Raw genomic sequence first — 20,482 nt, 5'->3', positions numbered from 1 at the left:
ACAGGTTCTTTTCGTCTAGCCGATGGGATCAGTCGTTGGCCGGAGCCGTCCCGCCGGGCGGAACGATGTCACCGATCGTCGAACGCACCGCCTTGACGCGCACGTTGGGGCCGAGTTCCAGTTCGGCATAGTGATCGTCCAGCTTGATGACCTTGCCGACCAGCCCCCCGGCGGTGACGACCATGTCCCCCTTCTTCATGGCGGCGATCTTTTCCTTGTGCGCCTTCTGCTGGCGCATCTGCGGCCGCAGGATCAGGAACCAGAAAATGAACGCCATGCCGACCAGCGGCAGGAACGAAAGCCACTGCGGCGGCTCCTGGGTGGCGGCGGGTGCGGCGGCGGAAAGGAATGTCAGCATCATGGAACCGTTCTTGGGATCGGTGGAAAGGCATTGCAACCCGCCCGGACGGAAAGCGGTGTGCCCGCCCGGAAAGATTGCGCAAAAATATGGCCCGGCCGCCTAGCAGCTTGGGCCACGCAAGGCAAACGGCACCCCTTCCGGAGGCACTTTCGGAGACGAAAAATCGTCTCCGCCCAAAGCGCACCATGCCGCTTGCCATCCGCAAGTGACCTGCCTATAGGGCGCGCTCCGGTCGGGACGTAGCGCAGCCTGGTAGCGCATCACACTGGGGGTGTGGGGGTCGGAGGTTCGAATCCTCTCGTCCCGACCAATATTTCAATAACTTAGAGGCAATTTCTCGACAACGCACCGCCCCGATTTTGCTTTGGTGGTGCGCTGGTGGTGCAGATAATACCAGTATGTTCTCACCGCGATGCATCGCTGCGCATCAAAAATAAACATCGCCAGACCCGTTTTCCGAATTGAACGCCGGGCCGATTCCCCCTAATCCGATGGGACGGATGCAGGAGCAATTGCCCCTCAGCCCCGCCGAGTTCGTCAAAATCCGGGACGGCTTCATTGCGTTTCTCAAGCAACCGGCTGGGACACCTATCGAGCTGATTATTCCGAAGGAAGTTCTCGACGCGATGGCTTTGGCTGCGCGCCGGGGCCGCAGGCGTCAACTGGTCCTCGATGTCATGCGCGGCATATCCATCGTAGCTGTTGCGGTTGGCGCTGCTCTTGCCGTGTTCAGGGAACCAATGGCCATCGGAGTTGCTGTCCTGCTGGCCAGCGGTGTGACTTTCGTTTGGGCGCACAACAAGAGCAAGATTCGCTTCGAGCCAGAAATCGACGAGCTAGTCACCGAGCCGAATGTAGTGCTCCAACGCAATCTGAGAGCGCTGGAAGATTACAAGCATCTGCTCGCGAACGGCGACATCATTTGCGATGAGCGGCTGCCGGACGGAACGGTCAAGCCGCTGTCACAGAAAGCACGCGCTGCCTTCCTCGCGGACCATGGCTCGCTCTTTGTCCTCAGCCGCGATCAATCGCTTTGGCAATGCACCCCGCATAGGCCAATCCCGATGAGCGCCTTATGGGTCAGACTTGGCGGGCGAGTTGCGCCCGTTTTCGTGACATCGCGCACACTAATTGAAACCCCGGATCGCGAATTGTTCGACAAGCGCATCACCTGGCTTCTGTCACATGCCGACAAAGCCGGTTCGAAAGCCAAGGGATTTCGGGAAGCGATCCAGATCATCGTTGCACTGCGACGCCCGGAGTTCGAAGGCAAGACGTTCGAGCAGAAGAAGGAAAAGCTTCGCGACGAAGGAACGGCTGATAGCAGAATGGAGAAAATCCACGCAGGCATCTACCCGCCGTTCAATAGCTTTCTCCGCAATTTGCCGATGCATGAATTTCCGTGAATGTGGAACTGAATTCACGCTGACGCCCCGATTTGCCACGTCCTGCATTCCAACGAGTGAAAGGACAACGCCATGCCTCCAAACCGGGATCAGCTCCTGACCGTAACCGACGTACTCAGCGTCACCGGATTCAAATCGCGCACCACTTTGTATCGCCGCGCACGCAGCGGCGCATTTCCATGCCCCTGCCATATCGGCAGGGGCAAAATACGGTGGCGCTCGGGCGACATCGAGGACTGGCTGCTGATTCCGACGATCCCGGCCGCCCATTCCGATCTGATCCCGGTCACTGTTCCGATATGATGCCGGCCGGGTGAAGCCAGATCGTGGGTAATTATTGGCATGCAGGTTTTGAGTGGGTCAAGCGGCTTGAGCGTGGAGATTTCGGCGCATGGATTCGCCGGAGAGTTCTAGGCGATGGGCGTTGTGAACGAGGCGATCGAGGATGGCATCGGCGTAGGTCGGGTCGCCGATCAGATTGAACCAGCTGGCTACTGGGAGCTGGCTGGTCACCAACGTTGATCGACGGCCGTAACGGTCTTCGAGGATTTCGAGCAGGTGATGACGGGCATTGCCGTCGAGCGGCTCAAGCCCCCAGTCGTCAAGGATGAGCAGGTCGACGCGCGCCAGGCTCTTCATTCGGGCCGCGATGCGGCCGTCACCCTTGGCCAGCGACAAGTCATCGATCAGGCGCGGTAGGCGGGTGTAGAGCACCGAGCGATTGTCCCGGCAAGCCTGGTGGCCGATTGCACAGGCAAGCCAACTTTTGCCGACGCCTGCTGGCCCGATAATCGCGCAGTTCTCGTGGGCGGCGATCCAGTTGCCCTTGAGCAGCATTTCGAACAACCGGCGGTCGAGCCCGCGCGCAGCGCGGTAATCGACGTCCTCGGGAACAGCGTGGTGCCGTAGCTTGGCGTGTCGCAGGCGCAGCGCGAGGCGCCGGTCGTTACGCCAGGTAGCCTCGTGATCGAGCAGCAACGCCAGCCATTCGGCGTGGTTCAGGCTGGCGGCATCGCCGTTGTTGTCGAGGTCGGCGAAGGCGTGCGCCATGCCGGTCAGGCCGAGCTGGTTCAATTGATCAAGGGTTGGGTGTCTGAGCATCATTGTTCCTCTCAATGGTAGTATTGGGAGCCCCGGATGTTGTCGTGCAGGATCGGCTCGCGCTCCGGGGCTTTGGACACGGGCACCTTGTCGAGCCCCTTTTCGAGGATCGATTTGACGGAAGGATAATTGCGCGCCTGGATCTCCAGAGCGCGGACCGCGGCGGCTTCAAGCCGATCGGCGCCGAAGCGCTTGGCCAAGCCGATGATGCCAAGGCACGAGCGGTATCCCTGTTCGGGATGCGGCCGATCGTTGATGATGCGCTCGACCAACAGCGACAGCATCGGCCCGATCCGGGCCGCCTCGTCGCGGATCTTCGCGGGCGTCCATTCCAGATAGCGCCGGTGGCTCGAGGGCATATGCTCGGGCACAGTCGTGTGCCGGCCATTTCCGCTGCCACGCATGTGAACGGCAATGCGCTCGCCGCCCAGGAAGATCTCGACAGTGCGTGCGGTAAAGCGGGCTTCTACCTCACGGCGGGCGAAGCGATGCGGCACCGAGTAGTGATGCTGCTCGAGCGCGATATGGTAGTCGAGCCCGACCCGGCAGCGCTTCCACTGGGCATGGACCCAGGGCTCGGCAGGCAGCGGTTTGAGGTTGGGCGCGTCAACCTCATCGAACAGTTCGCGCCGGGTCTTCTGGAACTGGCGTAGCACGCGCCGGTCGTTGAGATCGGCAAGGCACTCGGCAATGCCCGCATTGACCTCGGCCAGACTGTAGAAGATCCGGTTGCGCAGCCGGCCCAGCACCCATCTTTCGACGATGCCGACGCAAGCCTCCACTTTCGCCTTGTCTCTCGGCTTCCGGCTTCGTGTCGGGAGCACCGCCGTACCGTAATGGCGGGCGAGGTCGGTGTAGCTGCGGTTGACCATTGGATCGAAGTTGCAGGCCTTGATCACCGCGACCTTGGCATTGTCGGGCACCAGCAACCGCGGCACGCCGCCGAAGAACGCGAACGCGGCGTTGTGGGCCTCGGCCCAGTCAGCAAACTGCTCCGTCCAGGTCGCGCACGCGAACGACAGGCTCGAGCCGCCCAGCACCGCCACGAACAGATGCGCGGCGCGGATCTCGCCGGTCCGGCGGTTGATCACGACCGGGACAGTGTCGCCCGCGTAGTCGACGAACAGCTTCTCGCCGCCGGCATGGCTCTGGCGCATCACCAGCGACAACCGGCCTTCCCAGTTGCGGAACAGCTCGCACCAGCGACTGTACCGATAACCGTCGGGATGAGCGGCGATGTATTCTTCCCACAGGACCTGCAGCGTCACGTGCTTGCGCTTCAGCTCGCGTGCCACCACCGACCAGTCGGGCTCGGATTGCTTGCGTCTGCCCGGCTTTACCCCGGCAGGCCCATAAAGCCGGGCTTCCAGTTCCGCGTCGCTGATCTCGGCCGGAACCGGCCAGGAAAGCCCCGAGCGCTCGAAGCGGACCACCATGTCTCGCACCGTCGAGCGTGCAATGCCCATCATACGGGCCACCTCGCGCATCGGGACACAGCCTTCCCGGTGCAATCTCAATACTTCGCGCACATCGCGCATCTTCGGCCTCCTCGTCGGCATCCAGTCCTCCCGGCTCACACGCAGCCGCAAGGATGGCCCAACGATCAGGCTTCTCATCCCCCGGCAGGTGGCCGGGAATTAATCGGAATGCCGGCCGGGATCAGGTCGGAATGCCGGCCGGGATCAAATCGGAATGGTGGCCGGCATGACCTCGGAATCCGCAGACTGGCTGAACAGCCTCCAGCCCCGTCGCTACTAACCTGACCCAAGAGCGCGCCGGCCCAGCTTGATTGCTTGGCGGGGCGCACCTGCCCTCCCCCCTAAAAACACCTGCATTCGTGATTTCACGAAAGGATGCCCCATGCGTCGAGTTCGACGCTGCCGAAAAAGCGCGTAGGCTTGGACGGCCCGACTGGTGCCGTTTCATTTTTAGTTACATCTGCGCCCGGCTGAGGGGGCATCGCGCCCGGCAATCCTGTCAGGGCAGGTGACGGCTGCTTGGCGTCCCGTGCAACCGTCTCCCTGACTAGCACCGCTGTATCGGGAAGAAACTCGGGCAGACCTTCAGAAATTCGCACGCCCGCATAAGTGCCGCCGACTGGGTCGAAAGCATCAGCGTAACCGAAAGTCGCATCGGTGCGGAGGATGGCATCGCGGATGGCAAATTCCAGCACAGTGCGATTCTTGATCCGGGGCAAGTGGACGTAAGACGCGAACCACGTCGAAACCTCGGTAATGGGCAGATGGTCTTGGTCAGTCGGCCACAAGTCCCTCAGCTTGAGCCAGAGTGTGTCGGCCCCCAGCTTTTCTCGCACGAGGCCATCGGCGACAATTTTGTTGTAGACCGCCGTTGGTACATTCTGGCGATCCCCTCCACTGATGGCGGCATGTTCGAGGTCGAAGGGCCTGCCCTGGCTAGCGGCTTCGCCGGGATAGAGGATATGGCTCCATGCCACGCGAATGGCCTTGTTGGCAGCCTCCCGGTTCGTGTTGGCCTTGTCCTGCGCATCGGCGGCCTGTGCCTTGGTAAGCTGGTCCTGCAAGCGCCGATCATCGGCAATGCTGTGCCAGGCGATAGCCTTGCGGACAACATCGCGGGCGGTGGCGAGATGGGACTCGTCGGCTGCCGCGAAAATCAGCGTATTGCGATAACGTCGTTGACCGGTGCGGCAGCGCATCAGCGCATCATTGACCGCCTCGGTCGCTGAGCTTTGCGTGGCCCCCTTCCCGGTATGCGCGGTGGTGGGCGACAGGATCACCAGCGCTAACGCATCGGCTTCATCAACGGTGGAGGCGTCTTCCGGCACTGCATGGACCTTGGCGAAGCCGGACTTGTATCCAGCATCCTCGCGCAGCAGCTTGCGGATATATTCATCCACCTCATGCTCGGGGATGGCACGGGCGCGCTCTTCAGCCAGCCGATTGAGCGTCGGTTGGGTAGAAAACCAATAGCGCCCAGCCTCAACGTAGAGGTAGGCCGCCTGCTCGGCCAGTTCGCGCAGCGCCTCGCCAAATACTGCAATCTGGTCGCCCGGCTCAACACAGGCCAACCGCATTCCCTGCCCGGTAACGCCTGCGTTCGGCTGACCGACCAAGGGGGCCGAACACAGGAATACTGCACGGGCGGCGCGAGTGGCGGCACGGGCCTGCGAAATACGACGCTGCGGATTGGCTTCCTTCTGCGCCGAGAGTGAGCTCGGCCCATCCACTTCGCGGTCAACCACCGCGCCGAAACCCGGATCAAGCGGATATAAGATGCTCGCGCGGACCTTTTCATGGCTGATAGGTACGCGCGCCGGGGTAATCAGCGGATCGGATGAGCGTTCCTGCCACAGCACCCCGATCACATTGGCCATGAACTGCAAAACGCCACGGGTTCGCTGAAACTTGGCCAGGCTGGCCCAATCCTTTGACAACCGCTCGAACAATTCAGGGTGAATCGGATAGGAGAGCTTCAAAAGTTCAAGATAGCGCGCCTCCCGCGCTTCTGGCGGAAACTCTGACGTATTGTCTTTATAGAGCTTGTGGAACGCCTTGCTGGTTTCCTCACGTGCCTTTTCACCCTCTGCATCCAGCGGTTGAAACAGGCGGCGGCGGATAATTTCATAGGTTTCGTCCCCCGCTGCCGGGAGCCAGGGCGATTGCACGCGCCCGAAGACCCGCTCTAGCCGAAGCAGCGCGGCCTGCCCTTTCTCGCCACCAGCCTCTGCGATGCTTTCAGGCAGCGAGCCAATGACGAGGACATTAGGCACCATCTTCGCCGCTTCGGTCAGCGACTGGATAAAGGAGAGAAAGGCCTCGAACCGCTCATCGGATAGCTGGCGGGCATAGGCCACCAACTCGTCAAGCAGGATCAGGCTAGGTCCGGCCAGCTTGAATACTTCGACCATCAATTCGGAGCCGGGATTGGTGCGCGCGGCCTCCGCTTCCTTCACTAGCGCCAGCCCGGCATCCCCCGCCAGCCGCCAGGCGATGTAGCCCCACAACGTATGCACCTTCGGGCCACCTTTGAGGACGAGCGATTCGTCTGTCGCCTTGGAGGTGCCGACAAAAACCGCCGTCTTGGGGCGCTTCCAACCAGTTGCGTCCCCGCCGGTCAGTTCAGCTACACCGTCGAGCGTGGTCGGGTCGTCCACCCCGCACAGGTGATAGGCCGCTAGCATAGTGTGAGTCTTGCCGCCGCCGAAGGCCGTTTGCAGACCGATCACAGGATCGCCACCGTTGCCGCTCAACCGCAACAGGGCAGTGGAGATGACACGGCGTAGGCCTTCGGTCAGGAAGGTGATGCGATAGAATCCACGCGGATCGGCATATTCGCCCTCGGCATTGCCCGAATCGACGGCAAAGAGATCGGCGGCGAACTCCGATTGGCGGAAACGATTCTCCAGCACGTCGGTATGGGGTAGCGCCACTTCGATCCACGGGCGCAGCATCTTGCCGCCACCGTCATCATCCTTGGGCCGAGAAGCAAGCGACAACGTGCCCTGCGTCGCGGCGGGGGTCGCTTTGGGTACCATATCGGCAGCGCCACCAGCCATCGCGCGAAGCTGGGTATCGTATAGGTCTTTGATCGCGCCGGTTTCATTGTCCGCTGCTTTCACAGCCTTCAGCAATGCGTGGATTGCATCGAGGTAGCGCAGCGCCTCTTCATTCTGAAGAGGCAACGTCAGGTGTGCGGTGGCATTGCGAGCGTCGAGCGCGGTCGAAACGAAGTTGCGAACCTTGAACCGATCACGCTGCTGGAACGCCTCCTCGAAGGTGTATCGCCAGTTATCGACAAGGGTCTTGAGCAGACCATAGGCATCGAGCAAACCATCGTGATCACTGCCATGGGCACGGCTGGTCGCCTCCCGCCACTTTTCGCCATGCTTCTTCTTGAGCCAGCCCTCGACAAATGGTGTCAGGCCCGGACGCAAATGATCGAGCGCCTTGCGAACCCTGTCAGTGGCGCTGTGGTCGGTTCCGGTCATGCTCTGCGTGTTCTCCTAGGCCACCCGATTGACTAGGCAGCCTCTGCCGCTTGTTCAAGCATATGGCGGTAGATGTCTTGTTTCTTCGTGAGCGAAGGGCATTATTTCGTCGAGCAGTGATGGGCCGCTCAAGGCGCAAACCAGGCCGCTGGATCGCACCCGCATAAATGTTCGACCCGTATTTGCTCCTCCTGCAATGTCATCGCGTGATTAACCCAGTCGCTATCGGTTGCATTATATACAGGCACATCCTCCTTATGTCCCAGCGCAGCGAATTTTCTGTCGCTTGGGTCAAAACCAGCGTCGATCAGCGATTGTGGCAGGTCCGCGTATTGACCGTCGGCTCGCTTTGGTAAATCAATGCGCTCAACGAGCTTAGGCGAACTGTGGAGGACCTCTCGGTAGAAGCGATCACCCGTACCGGGCTGGCTGACGTGACCCCCAGCTTTCCCCCAGCTGGGATTAGAGCCGGGCGGTTGTTTTGCGCATAAGCGCGGTTGAAGCAATGGGCTGCGTAGCGGAGCCCGTAGGGCGTAGCGAAGCAGGCCATTGCTTATCCAGTTCAGCGGCGAACGCCGCCGGTGTTGCGTAACCGAGAGACGAGTGTGGTCGCTCCCGATTGTAGTCTTCGACCCAGGCCGCGATCTCGACACGGGCATGGGCCATGCTCAAGAACAGCGTCTCGTTGAGCAGTTCGTCGCGCATGCGGCCATTGAAGCTCTCGACATAGCCATTCTGCATCGGCCTTCCGGGCGCGATGTAATGCCACTCCACGCCGACCTCGCCGCACCATGCCAGCACAGCGTTGCTGGTGAGCTCGGTGCCATTGTCGCTGACGATCATGCCTGGCTTGCCGCGCTGTTCGATCAGTGCGGTCAGCTCGCGAACGACACGGCGACCAGAGATCGAGGTGTCCGGCACCGCTGCCAGGCACTCCCGGGTCACGTCATCGACCACGTTGAGCACCCGGAACCGTCTTCCCGAAGCCATCTGGTCGTGAACAAAGTCCAGGCTCCAGCGCTGGTTCGGCAGCGCCAGAACCGGAGCAGGTGCCCTTGTGCCAACAGCACGCCTGCGGCTTCGTCGTCGCCTCACTGCCAGCCCTTCTTCCTTGTAGAGCCTCTGGGTCTTCTTGCGGTTGATCATGATCCCCTCCCGGCGCAGCAGGATATGCAGACGGCGATAGCCGAACCGGCGACGCTGGTTGGCCAGCTCGCGCAGCTTCTCGCGAAGCTCGGCATCATCGTCCCGGGTGGAACGGTAACGCACGCTTTTGCGATCAGCATCGATAACACGGCACGCCCGCCGCTCGCTCATCCCGTGGCACACCTGGAGATGAGCAACAGCTTCCCGCTGCGCGGCGGGCATCAGAACTTTTTTGCCAGAAGATCCTTCAGAGCAGCCTTGTCCAGCATCGCATCGGCCAGCAGCCGCTTGAGCTTGGCGTTCTCGCTCTCGAGCTCCTTCAGTCGGCGGGCATCGGACACTTCCATCCCGCCATACTTCGACTTCCAGTTGTAGATCGTCGCTTCAGATACACCGTGCCGACGGGCCAGGTCAGCGGTCTTGGCTCCCGCCTCCGCTTCCTTCAGCACCCCGATAATCTGCTCTTCTGAAAACCTCGTACGCTTCATCGTCTGTCCTTCCTTCAAGGCCAGACTCTAATCGCTCGTGGAGGAAAATCAGGGGGTCACGTCATGGCCAGCAGCATTGAGATGCTTTCGATATTCGGCTTGGATTTCGCCTGCTCGGTCGAGAAGCACCGTCCCGGTTCGTAACAGTTCGATCAGGAACGTGACTGTCGCCATACGGCAGTCGAGGGAGGGTTGTTTGGCATCCTCGGGATCAGGCCTCCCGTTGGCGATGATCGCGACATTGGTATCGACCACACAACGGCTCATTCCGCGGCCTTCATACGCTTCAGCCGCGCCAGTTCAGCTTCGGCGGTTTCGGTGAAGGCGTCGCCCATGAACCTATCAGGCCAGTTGGCAATGTTACCATAGTCATCCATCTGCAACGGATCGATAACCGAAGTCCCCTTGGCTGGTTTGGCAAAATACAGGCGCACTTGCTCTGAAGAAATTGCTTCCTCCGCGATTCGACGCTGCAATCGCAGCAGAAGATGCTCGGAATGGCTTTCCAGCACTACCTGCACCTTGCGATGAAGGGCTGCGTTGATGATGACATCCGCCAACCCTGCTTGAGCAGAAGGGTGAAGATGGATTTCCGGCTGCTCCAACAGAACAGTCGATCCTTCGGGCACATATTGCAGCAGTGTGATGACAGGCAAAACTTGTGAAACACCAGTACCCACATCAGTCAATGCAACTAATGGCCCGCCCTTGGACACGCAGAGCTTTGCCATCCAACGATTCGAGCCTGGAACGACTTCTTCAACCTTAAAGCTGTCAATTAATTCCAAGTGCTGAAGCCAATGCGCGACGATTTCTTGAAGCGATTTTTCGTGCTTTCCTTTGCTCAGCCGACGGCGCTCACCCGCAGCAGTCGCTGCGACAAGCGCCTCAACGGTGCGCTCGCCCGCAGGGCCAACATCAAGAGGGCGTGTGCCGGTCCAGACATAATCTCGCTCTGGCCGGACTCGAAGCGGCCCCAGATAGTAAATCTGATCGAGCTGATCCTCATAGGCCGTTTCCAGATCGGCGAGGAACTGAGCATTCTGGAAATAGGTGCGGGCTTCGTCTGGAAATGCGTAGGAGCGTACCGGACCAGGCAACGGCCAAGCTCGCCCTTGATTTCGGACGAAACGGAAAGACCCTCCCGCCGAGATCAAGTCATACTCCGGCGATCCCTCGGACCTTTGGGCAAGCCGAAAGGTGACCCCGCCGAGAGAGTACTCAAGGAACACCGCGCGCATGGAAAAAGCAGAAGTTCCCTTCAAAGGCTCGCCTTCGACCTCGGAACTAAGGCGGATCATCTTGCCGCTTGCAGCAACAGCTTTCGCCGCACTGGGGTCAGAAAGAGCAATCGGCTTGTCAGGCTCAAAGCTCACAGACCAACGCAAGTGCTCCGTGGTCTGGTGGTCTTTGACTACATCAGAAAATTGGCCCAACTCGACATAAGGACGATTCAGTTGCAAGACGGTCGAGCGATCCCGCTCTTCTCGCGTTTGCTTCAGCATCAGCAAAAATTGGATGAGGCTCGATTTACCAGACGAATTCGTGCCGAACAGGCCCGTAATCGCACCAAAGCTCAAATCAGCTTCGGCCCAGGCCTTGAAGTTCGAGATTTCCAAACGGTCCAGCATCAGTAAATCTTATATCAATCCCAGTTGTGCCGCACCTGCGTTTGCGGGATCGGCGAGCGAAGTGGCGGCCTCTTCCAGCGCCGTCCACTCTTCCGCCAACTGGTTATACACACGCGCCTCTGCCGACCAGCCTTTCTGCGTGGCGATCTCGAACATTCGATAGACCAGCTTCCGCACATCGGAGGTCACCGAACCCATTTCCGCAACCAACAGCGCGGCTTTCTCGGTCCCGCCATCCTCCGCGTTCAGCACCCTCGCGACATGCTGGACGCATTCCCAAATCGTCAGGTTCTTGTCTGTACTGGGCGACCAGTTCGACGGCAACGAATCCCTTGGAGTCAAGGCCGAGCGCCCCTTGAGATCGGTGAAAACGCCTGAGGAGAAAAGAGCTGACTGCGGCACGTTTCTGGCATTGGCCAGCGTGATTAGGTCGCCAGAGGGCTTGGCATCGAATCCGTAAGAGGCATACCACGCTAGCGCGACTTGCGTTTCGGCGTCGAGCGCGGCGTCGCTTTCGTTTTCGATTTCATCCCAGACGGCGTTTATCCGCGTCAGTGCAACCTTCACGGTCATGGTACTGTCGTCGTCTTCCAGCACCTTGGCGTAACGCGAAAACACTCCCATGCCGGGGCCGATCACCGATTGCTGCATATCGACGGGGGCCACACCGGCCTTGCGGATGTCGTCGATGGCGTCAGGCAATTCGCGCTTGAGCAGGCGGATGAAATCGGCGCGGGTGATGATGTTGGCATTAGCGGGGCGCTTGCGGCAGACTAGCCTGTCTTATTCACCGCGGCGGGTGAGAGGGTTGGCGGGAGTGGCGTAAGCGATTGCTTTGCAGTAGGAAAATGGGTGTCTAGACCAGTCCTTCAGCGAGGCAATTTATGCCACGGACCACACCCGCCGGGAGCGATGATAGCGCACCGGGATTTTCGTTTCCAGCGGTTGGCGGCAAGAAGGTCACAACCGCGTTCGACGGTGGCCGGCTGACCTCTGACGGCGGCGTTCTGCTGCTGGCGCAGGCCGAGCGCGCGATGGGGATCTGCCGGCAGCTTGCTGCGTGCATCGCCGATCCGCGTGACCCGACGCGGGTGATCCATCGCCTCGATGACATTCTGCGTGCCCGTGTGTTCGCGATCACGTGTGGCTATGAGGACGCCGATGATCTCGATGCCCTGCGCGACGATCCGGGCTTCCGCCTGGCGCTGGGCAAGTTGCCGGGATCGGGCGCGGGGCTGGCCAGCCAACCGACGATGAGCCGCTGGGAGAATGCACCGACCACGCGTGAACTGGCCCGGATGATGGTCGCGATGATCGGCGTTTACTGTGCCAGCTATCCGGCCCCACCGGCGGCGGTGACGCTGGATATCGATGACACGTGTGATGTCGTGCACGGCTATCAGCAGCTCTCGTTCTGGAACGGACATCACGGTGAGCGCTGCTTCCTGCCGATCCATGTGTACGATACCGCGAGCGGGCGGCCGGTGGCGATGCTGCTGCGCACTGGCAAGACGCCGTCGGGTGCCGAAGGTGCCGGCCACATCCGGCGCCTGGTGCGTCATATCCGCCAGCACTGGCCCGATACCCACATCACCATCCGCGGCGATGGGCACTACGCCCGTCCCGAGATCATGGCGTTCTGCGAGGCGGCCGGGGTCGATTACGTGTTCGGCTTGCCGACCAACGCCGCGCTGCGGGCCGATCCGGCCATCGTTGCCGTCGCCGATGCCTGCGCGGTCAAGCGGGCCCAGGCCCAACATCCGGTCCTGCGCAACTATGTCGAGACCCGCTACGGCGCCAAAAGCTGGAAGAGCCAACGCCGCGTCGTCGCCCGGATTGAGGCCAGCACGCTGGGCATGGACATCCGCTATGTCGTCACCTCGCTGACAGAAGGCTCGCCCGAGCACATTTACGACACGCTCTATTGCGCGCGCGGCCAAGCCGAAAACCTGATCAAGCGCCACAAGACCCAGTTGGCCAGCGATCGCACCTCGTGCCGCTCGGCCAATGCCAACCAGATGCGCCTCATCCTGCATACCGCCGCCTACTGGCTGATGTGGCGCGTCCAGCAGGCCATCCCCAAGGCCACCTCTCTGGCCACTGCCGAGTTCGCAACGCTGCGCCTGCGGCTGCTCAAGGTCGCCGCCCGCGTCATCGAGACCGCCTCGCGCATCCGTGTCGCCTTCGCGTCAGCATGCCCCGACGCCGGCGTGTTCAAAGCCATCGCCACCAGTCTCCGGCCAGCGCCGACATAGCCAGCGCGGCTGTGCCGCACAAAGCCCGAGCCATCGCCCATCAACCTCGAAAAGCCATCGGTTTTGCTGCGGCGAAAAACGCCGCCGAAACCGCGCGCCCGGATCACGCGGCCACCGACACATCAAACCCGGCACGCCCCAGTGCAGCGGGCTCATGAATAAGCCGGGCTAGGACTATGGAAGAGGCGAGCGCATTGGTGTCGCTGGCGATCAGTCGAGTCGCGCCCTCCGTTCGCAGCGGCCAAGTGCCATCAACGACTAAACCGGCGTCAACCACGGCTTGTAGAAAAGATGACCAACCAGCGGAAGTAATCCCGTCTTCGGCAGCTTCCGACTGCTTGAAAGCATAGTAGATTGCCAATGGTTCCAAGCTGCGTGACGCCGTGTTCATGACGGCAAGTGCTTGCGACATTCCCTTCATGAAAAAGTGTTCGGCAGCGTCAACGCCGCCATGTCGATATGGGGTCGCCACAAGCTCTTCGGCTTTTGGAACCAGCAATCTGCGGAATAAATCCGGCCACAGCATTCTCGCGCCACGCCGGAGCCAGACATAGAAGTAGTCCGACAAATCCGCGTAGCCGATATTGTCATAGTATGGCGGATCAGTTGAAATCACTACCTGCTGATGGTCGGCATGGCGTGCATCCAAGTTGTCGATACGCCCGCCAGACTGCTTACCACAATGTTCGGAGACGGCGCGCATTCCGCCGTTAACTACCTCGGACCAGTCACCACCTGCACCGGCAAACGGATTTACCTCTGCATAGTCCCAGACCATCGGCAGCGCTTGCCGCCCAAATCCGGGTGCAGTTTTGCCATCGCCTGACCGCCAGCGTGATTGTGTAGTAACGAAAACCGACATCTTACTAGATGCGATTGCCAAATACGTCGCCACCGCATCGGCATAAGCGGTTGCACCATGTCCGCCCTGATGTAGCGGGGTGGGGTCGCTATCGAGGCCTGCTACGCGGGCGTCGCCGAGCGCGGCCTCGTGCGCTTCGCTCACCAAATCGGAAAAAGTCGTCAACGCCACCAATTGGCGCGGGGTGAAGAGCGAGGCGAAGGTCGCCAGCCCATATTGCACGGTCCAGAAGTTGCGCGGATCGTCAGGCAATTCGCCATCGGGCTCCCATTCCGGCTTAGCCTTGGCGGCGATGGCTTCGTGTTCGGCGGTGGGAGACAGATAGGTGCGTGAGCGGTTGCCCTCGGCAACAATCGCCATAAGACGCACGCCCATGCGCCCCGCCACGCCTTCGGCCTTCACATGGCCGGGCGTGATCGCGGAGCCGGTCAGCACGCATGTAAAGTTCGATCCGCGCCCAGTCTTGGTCCCGCCCTTCAGGCGCGCTTCCTCATCCTTGCCTAGCTTGCCGCTATGCACCTCAAATCGCCAGCCATCGGGCGCGGCAGCGTCAATTACCGGCTCTACCCAGGCCTTTTTGCCCTCTTTGGTGGAAAGCATGAAGCTGGACACCAGCGGCACCATCGCGCCCTTCGCAACCGGATCGGGTGAGCGCACCGTGCGCGCCCACAGCCAGGCAATCACGGTTGCCTCGGAACCGTCCGGTAATTTGGCCTTGGGATAGAGGTGCCCGATGCGCTTTTCCGCCTCGTCGCGCATCCATTGACCGTAATATCTCACATCCTCGGCAAGCCCTTGCGCGCCCTTGCCCTGCCAGCGCCCGCCGCGCTGCAACTCGGCCCGCGCCTTTGGATTGATCGGCGGTTGCCCGGCGAACTTGGGCGGTATCTCCACCAGCGCCTTGCCGATCAGCACCGCCACCGGATTGAGATCGCTGCCATAGGCACGCAAGCCCAGCCGCTGCGCCTCTAGCGGGATCGAACCGCCGCCCGAAAAGGGATCGTAAACCGGCGGAGCCTTGGCTTGCAGATAATCGAGAATTGCCTTGGTGTTTTGCCTCTCCGGTGGCTCCTCCCCCACACTCCAGGCGACCGAACGGGCAATCTCCCAACGGGCATCGTTCAGGATGCGCTCGTCATTCGATGCCTCCCACGGCACCATGGCCTCGATCACTTTATGCAGCCGCAGCCGCTCCGCATCCTGTGCTTCTTCCGTGGGAAAGTGATCCGGCCAGGCCGAAGGATCATCCACCAATTGCGCGAACAACACTGCCCGGCAAGCCGCCAAGGGCCGCCGCGCCCACCACATATGCAGCGTGGACGGGTGCCCATGCCGAATCGACTTCTCCCGTGCGGAAGCCTTATTGATGGCTTCGAGCGGAATAGAGACTTCAATCAGCTTTTTGCGGTGGGAGATCGTCACGAGTAGGCTTTTTCCTGAAATTCAATTGGGCGGGCCACCAAGGCTCAACAACTCGGTAATGTTAAACACCACCGCCGTCTCGGCAAAGCTGAGTTCGCGGTTGAAAAAGTTGCGGACATAAACCGGCTGAGCCACCCAGCCACCCGTGCCAACCTGCACGATGGCCAGCGCGAATTGCTCGGGCGCGTTGAGCGCGGCGAGAATTTCGTTCTTGGTCAGGATCAGATCACGGCCATCCTCATGTCGGCCCTTCACCTCGATAAAGCGCAGGTGCCCAGTCTGGCCGTTGCGGCTTTCTATGTCCCAGCCTTTTTTCTCCGCCGCGACATCGCGGGGGAAATGACCTAGTTCGCGTTCGGAGGCCATGACGGCTTCCATCGCAAGCCGTTCGGTTTCGGAGCGGAGGATCGGATCGGTGCCGCGCACCATGGACGAGCCGCCTGCCACTTCCTTCGCGCGGATCATACCGCCGGGGATCACCAGCGCTACACCCTTCAATACCGGCGGCAGCGCGGCAATCTGGCGTTCGGCGTCCAACTCGGTCTGCCGTTTGTGTAAGCGTTCAACCATGCGGGCGGCAGTCGCCTCGGCATTTTGGGCGTTGATCCGCTGTTCCTTGCCCGCCCGCTCTTCCTCGCGCAGACGGGCGGCACGTGCATCCCACCAGTTGATTTCGCGGGTGAGGCGAGCGCGAACCTCGCGTTCCACCTTGTCAATTTCGGCGAGACGGCGGCTGCGGATTTCCTCCAGATGCTGCGGCACCAATTCGCGGATGGCATAGCCGAGTGCGCGCTGTTCGACTTCGTCGGATAGCCAGGGCGCACGGATCGCCAGTTCGAGGGGCGGGCGTTCCTCAGCGTTGAGCGGACGGCAATCGAGATAAGGCGCGGGTCCGCCATCCTCCGCCGCGCCGTCCTCGCCCAGCAGGATGAATTGCAGCCGCTGCGAAATGGCGCGTGGCTCCCCGCCCCGTGACTGGCGGCCATCGCGGATGGCGTGTTCGAGATAGACCAGCAGGCGCGGGTCGGTGCGTTCGTCCGCCTCATCGACCAGCACAGCGCCTTGCGACAACAGCGGCTGGAAGCGTTCAAGGATCACATCGACCAGCGCCTCCAGAAGCGGATGGCCGGGCGCGAGCAATTCCGCCTGCGGCTGGCCGGGAATGTGTGCCTTGTCGAAGGTGACGCGCGCATAGCGGTCCAGCACCGGATCGGCGCGGCCAATGAGGCGATCCCGTTCCTTGAGGATTGAGGGGACGCGGGTAATCTCGAACCGGCCATTCTCCCGCGCGGATATGCGACCTCCGAGCATAGAAAAGGCTTCGCGGAAAAACGCGCCGATAAAATGCGGCTGTAGCTTACGCGCTTGGGCACGCTCCATCTGTTCGCGGATTTCGGCGACGGAGGAGGCGCTCATCCCCTCGGTGGTGAGCTTGCGTTCGCGGACCAGCGTATCAATTGTATCGACATCAACCGCGCCCTCCACCTTGCGGAAGAGCTGGGCCTTGATTTCCGGCTTGTCGCCATAGCGAATGGCTTCCACCAGCAGATCGCGGAGGGCTTGCCCCTCGAACAATTCGCCGAGAACATCATAGACTTTGCCGCCAAGCGCCGCGCGGGCTTCCTCCAGCTTTTCGAGCAGGCGGCGATAGACTTCCCCCTCGCGCGTGTTGGTGGCGCAAAGGTTCCAGAGATGGCATACTTCGGTCTGGCCGATGCGGTGGATCCGTCCGAACCGCTGTTCCAGCCGGTTGGGATTCCACGGCAGGTCGTAATTGACCATGAGATGCGCGCCACGTTGCAGGTTCACGCCTTCGCCCGCCGCATCGTTAGCGATCATCACGCGGACGGTCGGATCGGAATTGAAGGCGGCGATGGCGGCGCGGCGTGCCTCGCGCGCGATGCCGCCATGGATCACGACGACGGCGGCGGGATCACCGATGCGAGCAGTGATCTTGTCGCGGAGATATTCCAACGTATCCTTCGGCTCGGTGAAGATCAGCACCTTGCGGCGGATGCCGGTCTGGGCATCGAGCATCAGCGGCTCGTCAAGGATGGCTTCAAGTTCTCGCCACTTGGCGTCCGCACCCGAGAGCTTGAGCGACAGCGCCTGGGATTCGAGGTGGCGCAAGGTGACAAGTTCCGCCTCCAGTTCGGCGATGGAGGTGGCTGCGGTCGCCTGATCGGCGATTTCGTCCTCGGCACGTTCGGCCTCCTCGCCGGGGGCTTCGTCAAGATCGTCGGGATCGTAGGCGGGCAGCGCGGGCGAACGACTGAAGCCGCTGCCTCCAGTCTGGCGCAGCAGGGTTTCTTCGCGCAACCGTTCTTCCAGCCGCCTGCGACGGCGTTCGAGCGAACGATGAATCGCGGCGGGGCTGGAAGCAAGTCGGCGCTGAAGGATTTGTAACGCGAAACCTACGCTGGAGCGGCGCTTGCCGTCCTCGCCCCGGTCCGCGCGGTTCATTTCCTCTCGGACATAGGTGGTGACGGCCTGATACAGTTCGGCCTCACGTGGAGAGAGGTCATAGCTGGCGGTATAGGCCCGCCGCTCCGGGAACAGCTTGGTGCCGTCGAAGCGGTACAGTTCTTCCTTCGTCAGTCGCCGCATCATGTCCGAGACATCGGCCTTATGGACGCCCTCTCGGAAACGGCCCTCGAAGCGGTCAGCATCGAGCAGTCCCATGAAAAGCTGGAAATCCGCCTCCTTGCCGTTGTGCGGCGTAGCCGACATCAGCAGGAAATTACGAGTGCGGCTGCCAAGTAGCTTGCCAAGCTTGTGGCGCTGGGTTTCTTTGACCTCGCCGCCCCAATAGGAAGCGGCCATGCGGTGCGCTTCGTCGCAAATCACCAAATCCCAGTCGGGTGCAGCCTCCAGCTTGGCCTTCAATTCGTCGGAGCGCGCGGCCATGTCCAGCCGGACGATCAGCCGCGACTTCTCGATAAATGGATTGCCGGTAAGCGAAGATTCGATTTGATCGCGAGTGAGGATGTCGAAGGCCAGCCCGAACTTGTCGGACAGTTCTTCTTGCCATTGCTCGACCAAGCTGCCGGGAGCAACGATCAGGCAGCGTTCCAGATCGCCCCGGATCAACAGTTCCTTGATAAGCAAACCCGCCATCACGGTCTTGCCCGCGCCAGGATCGTCGGCAAGCAGGAAGCGCAGCGGCTGACGCGGCAACATCTCGCCGTAAACTGCAGTGATCTGGTGTGGCAGTGCCTCTATCTGCGAAGATGTAACGGCAAGGTAGGGATCGAACAGATGCGCCAGCCGAATGCGATAGGCTTCGGAGGCAAGCTTCAGCAGCATACCATCGGCATCGAAGGCAAAAGCTTGCCCGCTGCCCTCGACAACGAAACCGCTTTCCTCGCCCCGATAGATCAGTCGTTCTTGCACACGTCCATTGGCGCGGAAAACGACGTTGATTGCGTTGGGGCCAAAATTCGCCACCGAAACAACTTCGGCGATCCCGGTTGGCGTGAAGCCCCGGATACGCGCTCCCGCCCTGATTGCATCAAAATCCCCCATGGCGGCTACATCGCCTAAACGGCACCAAAGTTGAAGGGGTTAGTTTATGGAAGGTCGTTATTAGACGGCTGGGCAAGCCCGCCCAGCACTGAGCGCCGCCAGCGGCGCAAACCTTCCCTGACCCGAGGAAGAAAGAGGCTCTGCCTCTCTCTCCCTGCAAGGTGCCGCTTTGGGGCCGTGGCTCACTGCGTTGCGCCCGCACCACCCCCAGCACCGGACCTTGCCCCCACTCTCTCCGCCCCTCGCCGGGTCGGCAGGGGTCATGCGCGGCATGACCCGCTGCGCGGATTGGAAGGGAGCAATTACCATGACCAAGCAAGACCCTCATAGCCGCATCACCGACCGCATTCTGGCCGAGCTGGAACATGGCGTCCGCCCGTGGCTGAAACCGTGGAGTGGCGGCGATATGGCAGCCACCGGCAGGGCGCGGCCACTTCGCGCAACCGGCCAACCCTATCGCGGGATCAATGTTCTTTTGTTGTGGATCGAGGCGCAGGCGTCGGGCTTTGCCAGCGCGTCATGGATGACCTACCGGCAGGCGCAGGCATTGGGCGCGCAGGTCCGCAAAGGTGAGAGCGGCGCAACGATTGTCTATTATGGCGACAGCAGCAAAACCGTGCATGACGACGCCAGCGGCGAGGACCGGGAACAGGGCTTTCGCTTCCTGAAAACCTACACGGTGTTCAATGTTGCGCAGATCGACGGCTTGCCCGAACGTTACCACGACATCCCGGAACCCGCGCCGGAGGCGGAGCGCATCGCAGCCGCCGAAGCATTCTTTGCCGCCATCCCCGCGACCGTGAACCACGGGGGGGACAAGGCCTATTATATGCCGTCAGCCGACCGCATCCAGCTTCCGCCCTTCGCGGCGTTCCACGATGCCCACGGATATTACGCCACGCGCGGCCATGAAACCGTGCATTGGACCCGGCACGAGAGCCGCCTTGACCGCAGCTTTGGCCGCGAAAAATGGGGAGATGAAGGATACGCCCGCGAAGAATTGTGTGCCGAGCTTGGCGCGGCATTCCTAGCCGCTGACCTTGGCATTGCCCTTGAGCCGCGCCCCGACCATGCAAGCTACATCGCGAGCTGGATCAAGGTTCTGCAGAACGACACCCGCGCCATTGTGCAGGCCGCAGCTCATGCAGAACGCGCCGTCGCCTTCCTGCACCAACTGGCGAACCCCGAAGCGATCAAAGAGGCGGCATAGCCCGCCAATGATTGAGGCCGCCCCGGTCTGGGGCGGCCACTTCGTTTGACCCGCCCACCCGATCCCATAAGCGGGCCGCTCCCTTCGGTCGCAGCCTGCGATAGAG

The 20,482-nt window shown here is 61.3% G+C and carries 14 protein-coding genes and 1 tRNA gene; 5 read left to right on the top strand and 10 right to left on the bottom strand.

Annotated elements, in window-relative coordinates; genetic code table 11:
* Window positions 1-28 precede the first annotated feature (28 nt).
* Window positions 29-358 (bottom strand): preprotein translocase subunit YajC, encoded by a 330-nt coding sequence (yajC, locus tag F1640_RS18845; RefSeq protein ID WP_190287084.1) that lies wholly within the window; start codon window positions 356-358, stop codon window positions 29-31.
* A gap of 236 nt (window positions 359-594) precedes the next feature.
* On the opposite strand from yajC, the gene F1640_RS18840 reads away from it, so the two are divergent.
* The 3 genes from F1640_RS18840 to F1640_RS18830 all read left to right on the top strand — a co-directional run bounded on the left by F1640_RS18840 (window position 595) and on the right by F1640_RS18830 (window position 2,070).
* Window positions 595-671: transfer RNA gene (locus F1640_RS18840), tRNA-Pro, on the top strand.
* Between the two features lie 190 nt (window positions 672-861).
* Window positions 862-1,767: a hypothetical protein gene (locus F1640_RS18835; RefSeq protein WP_194920705.1), complete on the top strand. Its 906-nt coding sequence runs from the start codon at window positions 862-864 to the stop codon at window positions 1,765-1,767.
* Between the two features lie 72 nt (window positions 1,768-1,839).
* Window positions 1,840-2,070 carry an AlpA family transcriptional regulator gene (locus F1640_RS18830; RefSeq protein ID WP_194920703.1) on the top strand — a complete coding sequence of 77 codons (231 nt, stop codon included), beginning with the start codon at window positions 1,840-1,842 and terminating at the stop codon, window positions 2,068-2,070.
* Between the two features lie 57 nt (window positions 2,071-2,127).
* On the opposite strand, the gene istB is transcribed toward F1640_RS18830, so the two are convergent.
* The 7 genes from istB to F1640_RS18795 all read right to left on the bottom strand — a co-directional run bounded on the left by istB (window position 2,128) and on the right by F1640_RS18795 (window position 11,804).
* On the bottom strand, window positions 2,128-2,868 hold the full coding sequence (gene istB, locus F1640_RS18825) for an IS21-like element helper ATPase IstB (protein ID WP_194921074.1): 741 nt from the start codon (window positions 2,866-2,868) through the stop codon (window positions 2,128-2,130).
* 11 nt (window positions 2,869-2,879) lie between these two features.
* Window positions 2,880-4,406 carry an IS21 family transposase gene (istA, locus tag F1640_RS18820; protein WP_194917528.1) on the bottom strand — a complete coding sequence of 509 codons (1,527 nt, stop codon included), beginning with the start codon at window positions 4,404-4,406 and terminating at the stop codon, window positions 2,880-2,882.
* A gap of 305 nt (window positions 4,407-4,711) precedes the next feature.
* Window positions 4,712-7,837 (bottom strand): DUF499 domain-containing protein, encoded by a 3,126-nt coding sequence (locus tag F1640_RS18815; RefSeq protein ID WP_194920702.1) that lies wholly within the window; start codon window positions 7,835-7,837, stop codon window positions 4,712-4,714.
* Window positions 7,838-8,299: 462 nt separating this feature from the next.
* Window positions 8,300-9,471 (bottom strand): IS3 family transposase gene (locus F1640_RS18810; protein WP_194917595.1). Its coding sequence is split into 2 segments (ribosomal slippage): window positions 8,300-9,219 and window positions 9,219-9,471, totalling 1,173 coding nucleotides; the frame shifts between segments, so codons are not numbered across the junction.
* 48 nt (window positions 9,472-9,519) lie between these two features.
* Entirely contained in the window at window positions 9,520-9,726 is a 207-nt protein-coding gene (locus F1640_RS18805; protein ID WP_194920701.1) for a hypothetical protein, read from the bottom strand.
* Window positions 9,727-9,734: 8 nt separating this feature from the next.
* Window positions 9,735-11,102 (bottom strand): DUF3696 domain-containing protein, encoded by a 1,368-nt coding sequence (locus F1640_RS18800; RefSeq protein WP_194920699.1) that lies wholly within the window; start codon window positions 11,100-11,102, stop codon window positions 9,735-9,737.
* A gap of 9 nt (window positions 11,103-11,111) precedes the next feature.
* The gene (locus F1640_RS18795) at window positions 11,112-11,804 is read right to left on the bottom strand and encodes a hypothetical protein (RefSeq protein ID WP_194920697.1); all 693 of its coding nucleotides are present in this window, start codon (window positions 11,802-11,804) and stop codon (window positions 11,112-11,114) included.
* A 182-nt stretch (window positions 11,805-11,986) separates the two neighbouring features.
* Between F1640_RS18795 and F1640_RS18790 the strand changes: the two genes are divergently transcribed.
* Window positions 11,987-13,357, top strand: a complete 1,371-nt coding sequence (locus F1640_RS18790) for an IS1380 family transposase (protein ID WP_066763960.1) — start codon at window positions 11,987-11,989, stop codon at window positions 13,355-13,357.
* A gap of 103 nt (window positions 13,358-13,460) precedes the next feature.
* On the opposite strand, the gene F1640_RS18785 is transcribed toward F1640_RS18790, so the two are convergent.
* Both F1640_RS18785 and F1640_RS18780 read right to left on the bottom strand, forming a co-directional pair.
* Complete coding sequence (locus tag F1640_RS18785; RefSeq protein WP_194920695.1) at window positions 13,461-15,641, bottom strand: DUF1156 domain-containing protein; 2,181 nt, start codon at window positions 15,639-15,641, stop codon at window positions 13,461-13,463.
* A gap of 21 nt (window positions 15,642-15,662) precedes the next feature.
* Window positions 15,663-19,166, bottom strand: a complete 3,504-nt coding sequence (locus F1640_RS18780) for a protein NO VEIN domain-containing protein (RefSeq protein ID WP_194920693.1) — start codon at window positions 19,164-19,166, stop codon at window positions 15,663-15,665.
* 307 nt (window positions 19,167-19,473) lie between these two features.
* Between F1640_RS18780 and F1640_RS18775 the strand changes: the two genes are divergently transcribed.
* A complete protein-coding gene (locus F1640_RS18775) occupies window positions 19,474-20,376 on the top strand; it encodes an ArdC family protein (RefSeq protein WP_194920692.1) in 903 nt (300 codons plus the stop codon).
* Window positions 20,377-20,482: the final 106 nt, after the last annotated feature.

The organism is Novosphingobium sp. NBM11 (assembly GCF_015390225.1).
Taxonomy (GTDB): domain Bacteria; phylum Pseudomonadota; class Alphaproteobacteria; order Sphingomonadales; family Sphingomonadaceae; genus Novosphingobium.
The sequence above is the reverse complement of the archived record's forward strand: the minus strand, read 5'-3'. Positions and strand labels throughout refer to the sequence as shown.

Excerpts from the sequence above, each read along its gene's own strand:
- yajC (WP_190287084.1), bottom strand. The coding sequence starts at position 358 with ATGCTGACATTCCTTTCCGCCGCCGCACCCGCCGCCACCCAGGAGCCG.
- F1640_RS18835 (WP_194920705.1), top strand. The coding sequence starts at position 862 with ATGCAGGAGCAATTGCCCCTCAGCCCCGCCGAGTTCGTCAAAATCCGG.
- F1640_RS18830 (WP_194920703.1), top strand. The coding sequence starts at position 1,840 with ATGCCTCCAAACCGGGATCAGCTCCTGACCGTAACCGACGTACTCAGC.
- istB (WP_194921074.1), bottom strand. The coding sequence starts at position 2,868 with ATGCTCAGACACCCAACCCTTGATCAATTGAACCAGCTCGGCCTGACC.
- istA (WP_194917528.1), bottom strand. The coding sequence starts at position 4,406 with ATGCGCGATGTGCGCGAAGTATTGAGATTGCACCGGGAAGGCTGTGTC.
- F1640_RS18815 (WP_194920702.1), bottom strand. The coding sequence starts at position 7,837 with ATGACCGGAACCGACCACAGCGCCACTGACAGGGTTCGCAAGGCGCTC.
- F1640_RS18800 (WP_194920699.1), bottom strand. The coding sequence starts at position 11,102 with ATGCTGGACCGTTTGGAAATCTCGAACTTCAAGGCCTGGGCCGAAGCT.
- F1640_RS18790 (WP_066763960.1), top strand. The coding sequence starts at position 11,987 with ATGCCACGGACCACACCCGCCGGGAGCGATGATAGCGCACCGGGATTT.
- F1640_RS18780 (WP_194920693.1), bottom strand. The coding sequence starts at position 19,166 with ATGGGGGATTTTGATGCAATCAGGGCGGGAGCGCGTATCCGGGGCTTC.
- F1640_RS18775 (WP_194920692.1), top strand. The coding sequence starts at position 19,474 with ATGACCAAGCAAGACCCTCATAGCCGCATCACCGACCGCATTCTGGCC.